Source organism: Bradyrhizobium sp. 87 (assembly GCF_023073015.1).
Taxonomy (GTDB): Bacteria; Pseudomonadota; Alphaproteobacteria; order Rhizobiales; family Xanthobacteraceae; genus Bradyrhizobium; species Bradyrhizobium canariense_D.
Genome location: NZ_JADPIQ010000107.1, coordinates 25,011 through 39,199 on the forward strand (window position 1 = coordinate 25,011; position 14,189 = coordinate 39,199).

Here is a 14,189-nt window from a genome sequence, read left to right on the forward strand (position 1 = left end):
GGATTCTGGATTGCTTCGCTTCGCTCGCAATGACGGTGCAGCTAACACCGCGCCACCGCCTCATCGCCCACCATGTCCGGCTGCCGGTCCAGCGCCACCGCGGGCGAGAGCCAAATGACCAGCGCCTGCACGCCGAACACGGCGGCGGCGAGATAGAGGCACGCTTCGGCGCTCCACAGGCCGCCGACGATCGCACCCAGCGCCGAGCCGACCGGACGGGCGCCATAGCTCATGATGTTGATGGCGGAGACGCGGCCGAGCAGGCGAGGCGGCGTCACCGACTGGCGCAGCGTCGTGGTCGAGATCACCCACAGGATCGGCCCGACGCCGAGCAGAAAGAAGCTCAAGGCCGCAAGCCAGGGCGAGGGGACCAGCACCGTCAGCGCCATCACCACCGCCGCGACGAAGCCGGTAACGGGGCCGAGGCCGACGACCGTGCCGAACGCGATGCGCTTCATCACCCGCGTCGCGAACAGCGCGCCGATCACCATGCCGACACCGTACATCGTCAGCACGGTGCCGACGCCGACCGCGTTTAGGCCGAGGTGACGTACGGCATAGGGCACGAACACCGCGATCTGCAGGAACCATCCGGTGTTGAAGATGAACTGGGTGATGAACACCGGCCGCAGCAGCGGATGATGAAACACGAAGGCCGCGCCTTCGCGGATGTCCTGAAACGGATGCCGCCGTGGCGCCGGCGTGCGGGCGGGCTCGTAGATGCCGGAGAGCAGCACGACGGCGATCGCGGACAGCGCGGCCGCAAAGCCGAAGGCCGGGCTCGCGCCCCACCACCCGACCAGCGCGCCGCCGAGCGCAGGGCCGCTGGCGAAGGCGATGGTGCGTGCGAGCTCGATCCGCGCATTGGCCGCCGGTAGCAGGTCCGAACTCACCAGCGAGGGCACCAGCGCCGGCGCGGCCACGCTGTAGACGACGGTGCCGCACACGGCGGCAAAGCCGAGCAGCGCCAGCAGCGGCAGATTGAGCGCGCCGAGCGCGAGCAGCAGCACGATCACTGCAAGGGCCGCGGCCCGCAGCGCCTCGGCGCCCGCCATCAGCGAACGGCGGGAGATGCGGTCGGCCAGCAGGCCGGCGGGGATGGCGAAGAGGACGAAGGGCAGGGTCAGCGCGGTCTGGAGCAGGCCGGTCTGGCCTTCTGCCACGCCGAGCGTCAGCACCGCGACGATGGGGGCCGCGGCCAGCGCGATCTGTTCGGCCGACTGTGCCGCCAAATTGGACCAGGCGAGGCGGTTGAATGTCTCGGGGAGGCGCGGGGGAATTGACATGGCTCGTTTCCTGCAAAGTCGGGTTGGCGCCAGTATCCGCCTCGGGAGGCTCCCAAACCCACCCGCTTCCCGACAGGGGCGACACATAGCGACCGCCGAGGGACCGACGCGGCTAGATGCAGTTGCAAATGAGTTGCAATAAGGCTCGACTTCGGTATTCTCGCCGCATGGATGCTCGCTCTCCCGATCTGACCCGAGATGCTGCCGGCTGGCGCAATGACGCGCCGATGACAAAGAGCCTGGCCGAGGTGAATGCCTCGGTCGCCCTCCCCATCGCGGGGGTGTGGTGGCGGCGCCTGCTCGCCTTCGTCGGCCCGGGCTATCTGGTTTCGGTCGGCTACATGGACCCCGGCAATTGGGCGACGGATCTCGCCGGCGGGTCCAAGTTCGGCTACACGCTGCTCTCCGTCATCCTGCTCTCGAATTTGATGGCGATCCTGCTGCAATCGCTGGCGGCACGGCTCGGCATCGTCACCGACCGCGACCTCGCGCAGGCCTGCCGCGGGACCTATTCGCCGGCCGTGAACTTTCTACTCTGGCTTGCCTGCGAGGCGGCGATCATCGCCTGCGATCTCGCCGAGGTCATCGGCACCGCGATCGCGCTCAAGCTGCTGTTCGGCATTCCCCTGATTGGCGGCGCGCTGATCGCCGCGCTGGATGCCTTTTTGCTGCTCATCCTGATGAATCGGGGCTTCCGTTTCCTCGAAGCCTTCGTCATCGCGCTGCTCGTCGTGATCGCAGTCTGCTTCACCGTCCAGCTTGCCGCGGCAGCCCCGCCGGTCGCCGAGATGCTGAGGGGATTTGTGCCGAAGACCGAGATCTTCACCAACCCCGAAATGCTCTACATCGCGATCGGCATCATCGGCGCCACCGTGATGCCGCATAATCTCTATCTGCACTCCTCGATCGTGCAGACGCGCGCCTATGAGCGCAACGACGAAGGCCGGCGCGAGGCGATCAAATGGGCGACGACGGATTCGACCATCGCCCTGATGCTGGCGCTGTTCATCAATGCCGCGATCCTCGTGGTGGCTGCTGCAACCTTCCACAAGAGCGGCCATTCCGACGTCGCCGAGATCGGCCAGGCGTTCGAGCTGCTGTCTCCGTTGCTCGGCCTCGGCATCGCCTCGACGCTGTTCGCAGTGGCGCTGCTCGCCTCGGGCCTGAATTCAACGGTGACGGCGACGCTCGCCGGCCAGATCGTGATGGAGGGCTTTCTCGACCTGCGCCTGCCGAGCTGGGCGCGGCGGTTGCTGACCCGCGGCATCGCGATCATTCCCGTGATCGTCGTCACCGCGATCTATGGCGAGCGCGGCACGGCTGATCTGCTGGTATTCAGCCAGGTCGTGTTGTCGATGCAATTGCCCTTCGCCGTCATCCCGCTGGTCCGCTTCGTCTCCGACCGCCGCAAGATGGGCAAGTTCGTCATACCGGTATGGGTCGCGGCGATCGCGTGGATCGTCGCCGGCATCATCGTGGTTTTGAACTTGAAGCTGCTCGCGGACACGCTGTTCGGGTGACCACACCACGGCTGTCGTCGTCCGGCTTGACCGGACGACCCAGTATTCCAGAGACAGTAGTGACTGAGCCGAGGCGCCGCGGCGTACTGGATGCCCCGCTTTCGCGGGGCATGACGGAGAGCTAATCCTGCGGCTCGGACGTCGCATCGCCTTGCGCGTCGATGCGCAGCCAACCTGACGGCGCGAGGCGCTGCTGCGGCAGGAAGCGGGCCTTGTAGTCCATCTTCTTGGAGCCCTCGATCCAGTAGCCGAGATAGACGTAAGGCAATCCCTGCCGCCGGGCGCGGGCAATGTGGTCGAGGATCATGAAGGTGCCCATCGAGCGGCTGACTTCGCCCGGCTCGAAGAACGAATAGACCATCGACAGGCCGTCGCTGAGCACGTCGGTCAGCGCCACCGCGATCAACTCCTCGCCGCGGCCGGTGATGCCGCTGTCGGGACCGCGTTTGCGGTACTCGATGATACGGGTCTCGACGTGGCTGTCCTCGACCATCATGGCGTAGTCGAGCACGGTCATGTCGGCCATGCCGCCATGGCGGTGACGGGAATCGAGATAGGCGCGGAACACCGAATATTGCTCGGAGGTCGGCACCGCGCTGCGCTGCTCGCCGATGATGTCGGCGTTGCGCGCGATGACTTTGCGGAAGTTGCGGGAGGGGCGGAACTCGTTGGCGATCACCCGGACCGAGACGCAGGCGCGACACTGGTCGCAGGCGGGACGGTAGGCGATCGACTGGCTGCGACGAAAGCCGCCATGGGTCAGGAGGTCGTTGAGGTCACCGGCGCGCTCACCTACGAGGTGCGTAAACACCTTGCGCTCGTGCCGGCCCGGCAGATAGGGGCAGGGGGAGGGCGCCGTGAGGTAAAATTGTGGGGTGTCGCGCGAGTGCTGGGTCAAGGGACGTCGTGGGCCTCCAAAATGTGCATCAGCATCGCGCTACGAAAGCCCCCGGTCAATCGGTCTACTCGGCAGGTCAGATCGGACAGCATAGCGGGTCCAGGTTGATAGGTTCTTGATCCAGGTTGGTTGATGAGTAGGTCCTTGATCGAAAGGTCGCTGATCAGTAGGTCCTGGCGCCCTGGGGCACCGGCGCACGAACGGAATTGTTGATCACGACCGTCCCCAACACGAAATCCTGCAGCAAGCGCCTGCGGCCGTTGAAGAGGCCGACCAGGACGACGAAAGGCGACAGGAACGAGACGGTCACCCAGAACAGCACGGCGTGGGTGGCCCCGAGCACGAAATAGCCGGGCGCGCCGTACCAGGTGCGCAACTCAAGATCCATCACGCGCATGCCGATGGTCGCGGACGACGGACCGCCGATGCAGGCGCCGTAATAGACGATGGCCCAGATCACGGAGGCCGGCCAGGCCAGCCAGAACAGCGCCCAGCCGATGCCGAGCGTGACCACGCCGAACACCGCGATGAAGAGGTAGCCGAGGATCACCGGCACCGAGATCACAACCATGTCGATCAGGAAGGCGAAGACCCGCCGCGTCGCAACGCCGCGGAACAGTTCCGGGTGCAGATAGGGATCGTAGGCATGTGGCTGCGCCCCACCGTCATTGCGCCAGGCATTGCCCGAGTCCGAATACGACATGACCATTCTCCCGAGGGAAACTCCCGTGGCAGGACTCCCGTGGAAGGACATGGGAACAGGCCGTCCGCGTGCCAAGGGCGCCGAGATTAACAAGCCGAAATATTCCGGCGATTCGGGGGCGGCGGAGGCGGGAGGAAAGGACGCGGCGCCACACCCTCAGTGTCGTCCTGGCGAAAGCAGGACCCATTACCCCAGGGACAAGCTTGGCGAAAAGTTAGTACGTTCGCCGGTATCGATACCGCGTGCTCTCGCTAGATCACCCGGTATGGGTCCTGGCTTTCGCCAGGACGACGATTAGAGACAGGGGCGCTCGGCCTTCGCCGGGACGACCTTGGGGCCTACCCCTGCGTCCGCAGCTTCTCCGCCGCCTTCGGTGCGAAATAACTCAGCACACCGTCGGCGCCGGCGCGCTTGAAGGCGAGCAGGCTCTCCATCATGGCGCGGTCGCCGTCGAGCCAGCCGTTGTTGGCGGCGGCCGCGATCATCGCGTATTCGCCGGACACCTGATAGGCGAAGGTCGGCATCGCGAACGTGTCCTTCACGCGGCGGACGACGTCGAGATAGGGCATGCCGGGCTTGACCATCACCATGTCGGCGCCCTCGGCGATGTCGAGCTCGACCTCGCGGAGCGCCTCGTCGGTGTTGGCGCTGTCCATCTGGTAAGTGCGCTTGTCACCGGTGAGCGTCTTGGCCGAGCCGATGGCGTCGCGGAACGGGCCGTAAAAGGCGGAGGCGTATTTTGCGGCATAGGCCATGATCTGCACGTCGAGCAGGCCGGTGCGATCCAGGCCCTCGCGGATCGCGGCAACGCGGCCGTCCATCATGTCGGAGGGCGCGATGATGTCGCAGCCGGCTTCGGCCTGCACCAGGGCCTGACGCACGAGCACAGCGACCGTCTCGTCGTTCAGGATCTTGCCGTCGGAGATCAGGCCGTCATGGCCGTGGCTGGTGAAGGGATCGAGCGCGACGTCGCAGAGAATGCCGATCTCCGGGAATTCCTTCTTGATCGCGCGCACCGCCTGGCAGACCAGATTGTTCGGGTTGGTGGCTTCCGAGCCCTCCTCGTCGCGCAGGGACGGATCGGTGTAGGGAAACAACGCGAGGCACGGGATGGTGAGCTTCATCGCCCGCTCGGCGTCGCGCACGGCCTGGTCGACACTGAGACGCTCGACACCCGGCATCGAGGCGATCTGCTCGCGCTTGTTGTTGCCGTCGATCAGAAACAGCGGCCAGATCAGATCGTCCGTCGTGAGCACGTTCTCGCGCACCATGCGCCGGGCCCATTCGGCCTTGCGGTTGCGGCGCGGGCGGACGGTCAGATCGAGGGCAGGGGCGGCCCCAGTGCCATCCCGGCGCGAGACCTCGCGCAACTCGATCGGACGTCCGTATTTGATCGCCATTACTTTTCCTCCGGCTGGAATTATTCTTATACCAGCTCGCATGGTTCCCGTCACCGCGGGTTGACCTGTCGCAAAAGATGGCAGCCGATTGATTTTGCGGGGCAAAGCAGCCAGAAGGGGGCATGTCCGAGATCTCCACCCGCGATGCGGCCCGCGACAGCACCAGGGATGCCGTCCGAGACAATGCCAGAGACAGCGCCATGTCGGTGGCGGCGATCTCGTCGGAGCGGGCTGAATCCGACGACAATGTCTGGACGCGCCGGCTCGTGCTGTTCCTGCGGGTGATGGCGCTGCTCTCGATCCTCAAGGGCCTCTATCATTGGGCGCAGGTGACGGGCTTCGTGGGCGGCGAGGACGAGGCCTTCGAGAACCAGTCGATGGCCTGGCAGGCCTCGACCATTTACTTCGCCGTGATCGAACTCGTTGCCGCGGTCGGGCTGTGGCTGGCGACGCCTTGGGGCGCCGTGGTGTGGCTGACGACCGTGGTGTCGATGGCGGTGATCGAGCTGATGTTCCCGGGCATCTACGGCGGCAGCCTGGTCGTGGTCGGCGTCGAAGCCTTCATGCTGGCGGCCTATCTCGCGCTCGCCTGGATGGCCGCACGCGAACGACCGCCATAGCAAACTCTCTTGCCCCGACTCTGCGCTCGGCTTCGCTGTGCTGGTCCGGGACACGAGATTGTCGCGCTTGGTTGACGGTTGGTTGCGTAAAATTCGACGTAAGTTTTCGCTAACCAGCGTGTTCCGCCACAGCTCTTACGCGGCCGTTTCGAAACGGGGCGGGGCTGTTCTGGAATGCGACAATCGGGGCGGACGGAGGGTGAACAGGATCTTGCGAGAGTCAACAGATTGTTGCGAAAAGTGCTTGTGGGACAGGCTTAATCCGCAATTCACTGTCTTAAATTCATGATCTCTTTATTCTCTTATTTAAGCCGATCTTCAAACGAGCCCCTTAAGTTGCACCTATCAGACGGGACACAAGTTTCGTCGAATGAGTGTCGATAAAAACGACAACAGGGGAAGTGTCATGATGAAAGCCGTCGCAACTGCGGCAGATACCGCAGAGCGCGTCTCCGGCCAGCAGGGTTCGGTGCAGACGCTCTATCTGGAAGCTTTGACTCTGGTGGAGCGGCTGCATCGCCGGCTGCTCGACGTCATCAAGGACGAGTTCGATCGCCGCGGCCGTGCGGACATCAACTCGGTGCAGGCGCTGCTGCTCTACAACATCGGCGACAAGGAGCTGACCGCGGGCGAACTGCGCACGCGCGGTTATTACCTCGGCTCCAACGTTTCCTACAATCTGAAGAAGCTCGTCGAACTCGGCTTCCTCGACCATCAGCGCTCGCGCGTCGATCGCCGCTCGGTGCGCATCCGCCTGACGCCGCAGGGCCAGGAAATCCGCCGCATCGTCGACTCGCTCTACCAGAAGCACGTCAAGACGGTCGAACAGGTCGGCGGCATCTCGGGCGAGGAGTTCTCGACCCTGAACAAATCGCTGCACCGCCTCGAGCGGTTCTGGACCGACCAAATCCTGTATCGTCTCTGAGTTCTTTTCGACGGGACAAGGCCAAGCCGGCCCGCAACAAGACCGGCAAGCCTCCCGAACGTGCCTGAGCTTCCCCGAGCGCGCCGGCCCGGCTGTGTGTCCGGACCGGTGCGTTTTTCCATTTCGCGGTTGCGAAAAAATCCCCGACACCAGGGAACGAGTTCCCGGTTCGATGCTTATCTCCTCCGGATCGGAGGTTGACGATGCTGGTCGAGCGTGGCGTGGGGGTGATGAACGTGGAACTCGTGAGCGAGGCCTACGCCATCGCCGCGAACTATCTTCGCCGCTCCGGCGCGATCCGGGACACCCTCGTCACCGACGAGCGCCTGCTCGAGATCGTCATCAAGTTGCTCCAGCACGGCGAATTCAACAAGATCAGGCTGGCCAACAAGGCCATTGTCAGGTTCGAGGCGCAGTCCGAGGCCAAAGCGGTTGCCTGATCTCAAGTCCCAAACGCGGCAAGAACCAGAGGGTGCCATGGAAGCTGCCATCGACCGGATCATGCATACCTACGATTTGCTCGCCAACCGCACGTCCGCGGCGAGCGCGGAGGCGCGGGAAAAGGTCACGAACTACATCACCACCTTGATGGAAGCCGGCGAGAAGGACACCCACAGGTTGACGGTTTGCGGCCTGACCTATCTGCGGCAGCTCGACGGTAGCGTGGATCCCGTGAAGGCGGGGTATACCGGGCTGTAGAGGCCGGCCGCTCGCACCCGCGCGGCCTTTCGAGTCCAAAGCGGACCTTTCCTGGACATGGACGCCGGATACCACCCCGTCGTCCCAATCCTCCAATCCCACCATATCTTGCATAAATCACAGGTCCGACCCGCAAACCCTTGGCCTGTTGCGGGCGATGTGGTAGATCGCGCTCGCCGCTTCCGATCGCCACACCAGACCCGCCCGTAGCCCGCCAAAAGGCTGCGGCGGTGGAGATATTCGCAAGATGACCTTCGCCAAAACCGCCTCCGCGCCCGATTCGTTTTTCACCGCCTCGCTCGAGCAGGCTGACCCGGAAATCGCAGCCGCCATCAAGGGCGAGCTCGGCCGCCAGCGCCACGAGGTCGAGCTAATCGCCTCCGAGAACATCGTCAGCCGTGCCGTGCTGGAAGCGCAGGGTTCGGTGATGACCAACAAATACGCGGAAGGCTATCCGGGCGCGCGCTACTACGGCGGTTGTGAGTGGGTCGACGTCGCCGAGAACCTCGCGATCGATCGTGCCAAGAAGCTGTTCGGCGCCAACTTCGCCAACGTGCAGCCGAACTCCGGCAGCCAGATGAACCAGGCGGTGTTTCTGGCGCTGCTTCAGCCCGGCGACACCTTCATGGGCCTCGATCTCGCGGCCGGCGGCCATCTCACCCACGGCTCCCCGGTCAACATGAGCGGCAAGTGGTTCAAGGCCGCGCACTACACCGTGCGCCGCGAGGACCAGATCATCGACATGGACGCGGTCGCCAAGCAGGCCGAGGAGGTCAAGCCGAAGCTGATCGTGGCCGGCGGCTCGGCTTATTCGCGCGCCTGGGACTTCAAGCGCTTCCGCGAGATCGCGGACAGCGTCGGCGCGTATCTCCTGGTCGACATGGCGCACTTCGCCGGTCTCGTCGCCGGCGGCGTGCATGCCTCGCCCGTGCCTCACGCGCACATCACCACCACCACGACCCACAAGTCGCTGCGCGGTCCGCGTGGCGGCCTGATGCTGTGGAATGATGAGGCGCTGACCAAGAAATTCAACTCGGCGATCTTCCCGGGCCTGCAGGGCGGCCCCCTGATGCATGTCATCGCGGCCAAGGCGGTCGCCTTCGCCGAGGCGCTGCGGCCGGACTTCAAGGTCTATGCCAAGAACGTCGTCGAGAACGCCAAGGCTCTGGCGGAGGCGATGAAGGGCCACGGGTTCGACATTGTCTCGGGCGGCACCGATAATCATCTGATGCTGGTTGACCTCCGGCCGAAGGGCCTGAAGGGCAACGCCTCGGAGAAGGCGCTGGTTCGCGCCGCCATCACTTGCAACAAGAACGGCATTCCGTTCGATCCCGAGTCACCGTTCGTCACCTCCGGTATTCGTCTGGGCACGCCGGCTGCGACCACGCGCGGCTTTGGTGTCGCTGAATTCCAGCAGGTCGGCGGCATGATCGCCGAAGTCCTCAACGCGATCGCGCAGTCCGACGACGGCAAGGCGCCGCTGGTGGAAGCCGCGATCAAGGAACGGGTCAAGGTGCTCACCGACCGTTTCCCGATCTATCAGTAAGGCTCAAGAAAACCGGTCAAGGTCAACGGATGCGCTGCCCGAACTGCAACAGTCTCGATACGCAGGTGAAGGACTCGCGTCCGACCGAGGACTCTTCCGTGATACGCAGGCGGCGCGTGTGCGTCGCCTGCAATTTCCGCTTCACCACCTTCGAGCGCGTGCAGCTGCGCGAGCTCACGGTGATCAAGCGCAACGGCCGCCGCGTGCCGTTCGACCGCGACAAGCTGATGCGCTCGGTGTCGATCAGCTTGCGCAAGCGGCAGGTCGAGCCGGAACGGGTGGAGAAGATGGTCTCCACCATCGTGCGCGAGCTCGAGACCGGGGGCGAGGCTGAAATCTCCTCGGAGGTGATCGGCGAGACCGTGATGGAGCATCTGCGCACGCTCGACGACGTCGCCTATGTCCGCTTCGCCTCGGTCTACCGCAATTTCCGCGAGGCCAAGGATTTCGTCGACGTGCTCGGCGAGCTCTCCGGCGAGGAGGAAGCGCGGCTCGCCGCGATCCGCAAATGATCTTCCGCATCCTGGAGGATCAATTCGCGCAGAAGGCGCGCGAGTCCAGGGATGCCGACCGGCGCTTGATGGAGCTTGCGCTGGCGCTCGGCCGGCGCGGGCAGGGAAGTACCTGGCCCAATCCCGCCGTCGGCGCCGTCATCGTCAAGGACGGCGTGATCGTCGGCCGCGGTTGGACCCAACCTGGCGGACGGCCGCATGGCGAGCCTGAAGCGCTGCGGCGCGCAGGCGAGGCCGCGCGAGGCGCCACGCTCTACGTCACGCTGGAGCCGTGCTCGCATTTCGGCAAGTCGCCACCGTGCGCGGACGCCGTGATCGCCGCCGGCATCAAACGCGTGGTGGCCGCGATCGAGGATCCCAATCCGGAAGTCGCCGGTCAGGGCCACGCACGCCTGCGCGCCGCCGGCATCATGGTGGATGTGGGTCTGTGCGCGCGCGAAGCCGCCTTCGATCACGCCGGGCATTTCCGTCGCATCAGGGATCGCCGCCCGCATGTGATCCTGAAGCTCGCGGTCTCGCCCGACGGCAAGATCGGCGCGGCCGGCGGCAAGCCGGTCGCGATCACCGGCGAGGCGGCGCGCAACCGGGTGCATCTCCTCCGCGCGCAAAGCGACGCCATCCTAGTCGGCATCGGCACCGTGCTGGCGGACGATCCGCAGCTCGACTGCCGCCTGCCGGGCATGGCGGTGCGCTCGCCGGTGCGGGTGGTGCTCGACCAGAATCTGCGTATTCCCGGCGCAAGCAGGCTCGTGGGCTCCGCGCGCGAGATTCCGCTATGGGTGGTGGGTTCTGAACTCGCGGAGGCCGCGGCCGCCACGCGGCTCGGTGCGGCCGGTGCGCAGGTGATCCGCGTGCCGCCCGGCAATGCCTCGGGACTCGATCTTGCGGCCGTGCTGCATGCATTGGCCGGCAAGGGCATCACGCGGCTGATGGTCGAGGGCGGCAGCCGCGTCGCGGCGTCCTTCGCCGCCGCGGACCTCGTTGACGAGATCTGGCTGTTCCACGGCGCGGAAGCGGTGGGCGCCGACGGGGTGGATGCGCTCGCTGCATTGCCCCTGTCGAAAATCACGCAGTCGCAGGCCTACAAGGTTCATGCTAGCGAGACCTTCGATCAGGATACTCTCACCATCTACGAGCGCGCGTGATGTTCACCGGCATTGTCACCGATATCGGCGAGATCGTCGGCTTCACGCCGACGGCGCAGGGCCAGTTGCACCGGCTGCGCATCGCCTGCCGCTACGAGCAGACCACCATTGCGGACGGCGCCTCGATCGCCTGCAACGGCGTCTGCCTGACGGTGGTTGCTTCCGGCGTCGAAGGCGGCAAGGACTCTGCTCAAAGGACCTGGTTCGACGTCGATGCCGCGGCCGAGACGTTGGCGCTGACGACCGCAAAGCATTGGAGGGTCGGCACCAGGCTCAATCTCGAGCGTGCGCTCAAGATCGGCGACGAGCTTGGCGGGCATATCGTCGCCGGCCATGCCGATGGCATCGCGACCCTCGTCAGCCGCGAGGACCTGCCCGACATGGCGCGGTTCGAGCTCTCCACGACGCGGGAGCTGGCGCGGTTCATCGCGACCAAGGGCTCGATCACGCTCGACGGCGTCTCGCTGACGGTTAATACGGTGAAGGACGTGACCTTTTCGGTGCTGATCATCCCGCACACCCTGACGGTCACGACGATCGGCGGCTGGAAGGCGGGAGATGAGGTCAATATCGAGGTCGATCTGATGGCCCGCTACGCGGCGCGGCTGACGGAAATGAAGTGACGGCGTCTTTAAACTTGGCTTACCCGCTGGTGGCGACTACATAGCGCCAACCCCTGTGGAACGGATTTGACGATGGCAGACGCGCGGCGCGCACCCCTGAAGGACCAGACCGACGTTTCCGGCGCACGCGCGCTGATCGTCGAGGCGCGGTTCTATGACGATCTCCAGGACGCGATGCTCGAAGGCGCGGTGGCCGAGCTGAAGGCGGCCGGTCTGACCCACGACGTCATCACGGTTCCCGGTGCACTGGAGATTCCTGCGGCGATCGCCATCGCGGTTGACGCCGCGGCGACCAATGGCAAGCCCTATGATGCCGCGATCGCGCTCGGCTGCGTGATCCGTGGCGACACCATCCATTTCGAGATCGTCTCGCAGGAATCCTCGCGCGCGCTGATGGACCTGGCGGTGGCGCGAAAGCTGCCGCTCGGCAACGGCATCCTCACCGTCAACACCGAGGCGCAGGCCTGGGCGCGGGCGCGCGCCAGCGAGCTGAACAAGGGCGGCGATGCCGCGCGGGCCGCGATTGCGATGCTGCGCATAAAGCGCCGGCTGGCGCGGGCTTGATCATGGCCGATAACAACAAGAAGCCGCCGGCCGGCACGGAGAAGAAGGCGAACCGGCGCGGTGCGGCGCGGCTCGCAGCCGTACAGGCGCTGTACCAGATGGATATCGGCGGTGCCGGCATCAACGACATTTTTGCGGAGTTCGAGAGCCACTGGCTCGGCAACGAGGTCGAGGGCGACACATATCTCCCGGCGGAAGCGGCGTTCTTCCGCGACGTCGTCTCCGGCGTCGTGCGCGACCAGAAGAAACTCGATCCGCTGATCGACGAGGCGCTGTCGAAGGGCTGGCCATTGAAGCGCATCGAAGCGATCCTGCGCGCGGTGCTGCGGGCAGGGGCCTACGAATTGGAACACCGCAAGGACGTGCCGGGCCGCGTCGTCGTGTCCGAATATGTCGACGTCGCCAATGCCTTCGTCGACCGCGAGGAGACCGGCATGGTCAACGCGGTGCTCGACCAGATCGGCCGCCAGTTTCGCGGTGACGAGTTCGGGCGGGGGTGAATTGAGGCGCAGGGCGGTGAATTGATGCGATGTGGCTGCCCCATATTCCGCCGTCATCACCCGCGAAGGCGGGTGATCCAGTACGCCGCGGCCTATCGATGTCACACGATCGTCTCTGGAATACTGGATCGCCCGGTCAAGCCCGGCGATGACAGCGAAGTGTGTGGCTGACGCTGATGACAAACCCGCACAATCCCTCCGCCGAAGACTCCCTCATCGCGCGCTATTTCAAGCCGCTGGCGACTGATCCCGGCGCCTTGGGGCTGGTGGACGATGCCGCCATCCTGCAGGCGCTCGGCAGCGACATCGTCGTCACCACCGACGCGGTGGTCGAGGGCGTGCATTATCTTGCCACCGATCCGCCCGATACCATCGCGCGCAAGGCGCTGCGGGTGAACCTGTCCGATCTCGCCGCCAAGGGGGCCGTGCCGGCCGGCTTCGTGCTGACATTGGCGCTGCGCAGCAAGGAAGACGCTTGGCTCAGGCCGTTCGCGGACGCGCTCGGCGAGGATGCGAAAACCTTCGTCTGTCCGCTGCTCGGCGGCGACACGGTGTCGACGCCGGGGCCGCAAATGATCTCGATTACCGCCTTTGGCCGCGTGCCGCAGGGGCGGATGGTCGGCCGCACCGGCGCCCAACCGGGCGACCGTATCCTGGTGACGGGGACGATCGGCGACGCCGCGCTTGGCCTTGACGTGCTCAAGGGCGGCGCGGTCGCGAATGCGCTGGCCTCCGATCCGCACGCGCGCGAGACGCTGATCTCGCGCTATCGCGTGCCGCAGCCGCGCAATGCTCTCGCGCAGTCCGTGCGTGACCATGCGACGGCTGCGATGGATGTCTCCGACGGCCTTGCTGGAGATCTGACCAAGCTCTGTGCGGCATCAGGCGTCTCGGCCACGATCGACGTGACGAGCGTGCCGCTCTCGGCCGCTGCCGCCGGCCTGATCGCAGGCAAGGTCGTTTCCGTCGAGACGCTGCTGGCCGGAGGGGACGATTACGAGGTGCTGTGCACCGCTCCGCCAGCGCAAGCCAACGCGCTGATTGCCTTGGGGCGTGCGGCAGGCCTTGCCGTCACGGCCATCGGCACGATCGTCGCGGGCCATGAGCGGCCGCGCTTCCTGGACGGGCAGGGCCAGGAGCTGGTCTTGAAGCGGCTCTCCTACAGCCACTTCTAGGAATTGCTCCAAACCGGCGTCCCGGCTGCCAAGACAGGCTAAATACCTGCCGAGATCGGCTTTTCGGCCTTAT

At 65.3% G+C, this 14,189-nt stretch carries 16 protein-coding genes; 12 read left to right on the plus strand and 4 right to left on the minus strand.

The window, feature by feature from the left end:
* Positions 1 to 41: 41 nt before the first annotated feature.
* Positions 42 to 1,286, minus strand: coding sequence for an MFS transporter (locus IVB50_RS27410; protein ID WP_247298230.1), 1,245 nt, complete (start codon positions 1,284 to 1,286; stop codon positions 42 to 44).
* A gap of 167 nt (positions 1,287 to 1,453) precedes the next feature.
* Between IVB50_RS27410 and IVB50_RS27415 the strand changes: the two genes are divergently transcribed.
* Positions 1,454 to 2,806, plus strand: a complete 1,353-nt coding sequence (locus IVB50_RS27415; protein ID WP_018458388.1) for an Nramp family divalent metal transporter — start codon at positions 1,454 to 1,456, stop codon at positions 2,804 to 2,806.
* Between the two features lie 121 nt (positions 2,807 to 2,927).
* Here IVB50_RS27415 and IVB50_RS27420 read toward each other — a convergent pair whose 3' ends face one another.
* The 3 genes from IVB50_RS27420 to hemB all read right to left on the minus strand — a co-directional run bounded on the left by IVB50_RS27420 (position 2,928) and on the right by hemB (position 5,807).
* Positions 2,928 to 3,704 carry an arginyltransferase gene (locus IVB50_RS27420; protein ID WP_018458387.1) on the minus strand — a complete coding sequence of 259 codons (777 nt, stop codon included), beginning with the start codon at positions 3,702 to 3,704 and terminating at the stop codon, positions 2,928 to 2,930.
* A gap of 163 nt (positions 3,705 to 3,867) precedes the next feature.
* Positions 3,868 to 4,407 (minus strand): RDD family protein, encoded by a 540-nt coding sequence (locus tag IVB50_RS27425; RefSeq protein ID WP_007611123.1) that lies wholly within the window; start codon positions 4,405 to 4,407, stop codon positions 3,868 to 3,870.
* Between the two features lie 338 nt (positions 4,408 to 4,745).
* On the minus strand, positions 4,746 to 5,807 hold the full coding sequence (gene hemB, locus IVB50_RS27430; RefSeq protein ID WP_247298233.1) for a porphobilinogen synthase: 1,062 nt from the start codon (positions 5,805 to 5,807) through the stop codon (positions 4,746 to 4,748).
* Positions 5,808 to 5,929: 122 nt separating this feature from the next.
* On the opposite strand from hemB, the gene IVB50_RS27435 reads away from it, so the two are divergent.
* The 11 genes from IVB50_RS27435 (at position 5,930) to thiL (ending at position 14,116) form a co-directional block, all read left to right on the plus strand.
* The gene (locus IVB50_RS27435; RefSeq protein WP_007611119.1) at positions 5,930 to 6,427 is read left to right on the plus strand and encodes a DUF6163 family protein; all 498 of its coding nucleotides are present in this window, start codon (positions 5,930 to 5,932) and stop codon (positions 6,425 to 6,427) included.
* A 406-nt stretch (positions 6,428 to 6,833) separates the two neighbouring features.
* The gene (locus IVB50_RS27440) at positions 6,834 to 7,352 is read left to right on the plus strand and encodes a MarR family winged helix-turn-helix transcriptional regulator (RefSeq protein ID WP_018456861.1); all 519 of its coding nucleotides are present in this window, start codon (positions 6,834 to 6,836) and stop codon (positions 7,350 to 7,352) included.
* A gap of 203 nt (positions 7,353 to 7,555) precedes the next feature.
* Entirely contained in the window at positions 7,556 to 7,792 is a 237-nt protein-coding gene (locus IVB50_RS27445; RefSeq protein ID WP_026233256.1) for a hypothetical protein, read from the plus strand.
* 37 nt (positions 7,793 to 7,829) lie between these two features.
* A complete protein-coding gene (locus tag IVB50_RS27450; protein WP_018456859.1) occupies positions 7,830 to 8,051 on the plus strand; it encodes a hypothetical protein in 222 nt (73 codons plus the stop codon).
* Positions 8,052 to 8,298: 247 nt separating this feature from the next.
* Positions 8,299 to 9,597 carry a serine hydroxymethyltransferase gene (glyA, locus tag IVB50_RS27455; protein ID WP_018456858.1) on the plus strand — a complete coding sequence of 433 codons (1,299 nt, stop codon included), beginning with the start codon at positions 8,299 to 8,301 and terminating at the stop codon, positions 9,595 to 9,597.
* Positions 9,598 to 9,626: 29 nt separating this feature from the next.
* Positions 9,627 to 10,109: a transcriptional regulator NrdR gene (gene nrdR, locus IVB50_RS27460; RefSeq protein ID WP_247298235.1), complete on the plus strand. Its 483-nt coding sequence runs from the start codon at positions 9,627 to 9,629 to the stop codon at positions 10,107 to 10,109.
* Positions 10,106 to 11,254, plus strand: coding sequence for a bifunctional diaminohydroxyphosphoribosylaminopyrimidine deaminase/5-amino-6-(5-phosphoribosylamino)uracil reductase RibD (gene ribD, locus IVB50_RS27465; RefSeq protein WP_247298237.1), 1,149 nt, complete (start codon positions 10,106 to 10,108; stop codon positions 11,252 to 11,254). Before nrdR ends, ribD begins: the two co-directional genes overlap by 4 nt.
* A complete protein-coding gene (locus IVB50_RS27470) occupies positions 11,254 to 11,877 on the plus strand; it encodes a riboflavin synthase (RefSeq protein WP_018456855.1) in 624 nt (207 codons plus the stop codon). The genes ribD and IVB50_RS27470 overlap by 1 nt, the downstream gene beginning before the upstream one ends.
* A 72-nt stretch (positions 11,878 to 11,949) precedes the next feature.
* A complete protein-coding gene (gene ribH, locus IVB50_RS27475; RefSeq protein ID WP_018456854.1) occupies positions 11,950 to 12,441 on the plus strand; it encodes a 6,7-dimethyl-8-ribityllumazine synthase in 492 nt (163 codons plus the stop codon).
* A gap of 2 nt (positions 12,442 to 12,443) precedes the next feature.
* Entirely contained in the window at positions 12,444 to 12,941 is a 498-nt protein-coding gene (gene nusB, locus IVB50_RS27480) for a transcription antitermination factor NusB (protein ID WP_007611091.1), read from the plus strand.
* A 176-nt stretch (positions 12,942 to 13,117) separates the two neighbouring features.
* Positions 13,118 to 14,116: a thiamine-phosphate kinase gene (thiL, locus tag IVB50_RS27485; protein ID WP_026233255.1), complete on the plus strand. Its 999-nt coding sequence runs from the start codon at positions 13,118 to 13,120 to the stop codon at positions 14,114 to 14,116.
* Positions 14,117 to 14,189: the final 73 nt, after the last annotated feature.

Bases quoted from the DNA above. Each gene is read 5' to 3' on its own strand.
- nusB (WP_007611091.1), top strand. From the start codon at position 12,444: ATGGCCGATAACAACAAGAAGCCGCCGGCCGGCACGGAGAAGAAGGCG.
- nrdR (WP_247298235.1), top strand. From the start codon at position 9,627: ATGCGCTGCCCGAACTGCAACAGTCTCGATACGCAGGTGAAGGACTCG.
- IVB50_RS27440 (WP_018456861.1), top strand. From the start codon at position 6,834: ATGATGAAAGCCGTCGCAACTGCGGCAGATACCGCAGAGCGCGTCTCC.
- IVB50_RS27470 (WP_018456855.1), top strand. From the start codon at position 11,254: ATGTTCACCGGCATTGTCACCGATATCGGCGAGATCGTCGGCTTCACG.
- hemB (WP_247298233.1), bottom strand. From the start codon at position 5,807: ATGGCGATCAAATACGGACGTCCGATCGAGTTGCGCGAGGTCTCGCGC.
- IVB50_RS27425 (WP_007611123.1), bottom strand. From the start codon at position 4,407: ATGTCGTATTCGGACTCGGGCAATGCCTGGCGCAATGACGGTGGGGCG.
- thiL (WP_026233255.1), top strand. From the start codon at position 13,118: ATGACAAACCCGCACAATCCCTCCGCCGAAGACTCCCTCATCGCGCGC.
- IVB50_RS27435 (WP_007611119.1), top strand. From the start codon at position 5,930: ATGTCCGAGATCTCCACCCGCGATGCGGCCCGCGACAGCACCAGGGAT.
- IVB50_RS27410 (WP_247298230.1), bottom strand. From the start codon at position 1,286: ATGTCAATTCCCCCGCGCCTCCCCGAGACATTCAACCGCCTCGCCTGG.
- IVB50_RS27415 (WP_018458388.1), top strand. From the start codon at position 1,454: ATGGATGCTCGCTCTCCCGATCTGACCCGAGATGCTGCCGGCTGGCGC.
- IVB50_RS27445 (WP_026233256.1), top strand. From the start codon at position 7,556: ATGCTGGTCGAGCGTGGCGTGGGGGTGATGAACGTGGAACTCGTGAGC.
- IVB50_RS27450 (WP_018456859.1), top strand. From the start codon at position 7,830: ATGGAAGCTGCCATCGACCGGATCATGCATACCTACGATTTGCTCGCC.
- ribD (WP_247298237.1), top strand. From the start codon at position 10,106: ATGATCTTCCGCATCCTGGAGGATCAATTCGCGCAGAAGGCGCGCGAG.
- ribH (WP_018456854.1), top strand. From the start codon at position 11,950: ATGGCAGACGCGCGGCGCGCACCCCTGAAGGACCAGACCGACGTTTCC.
- glyA (WP_018456858.1), top strand. From the start codon at position 8,299: ATGACCTTCGCCAAAACCGCCTCCGCGCCCGATTCGTTTTTCACCGCC.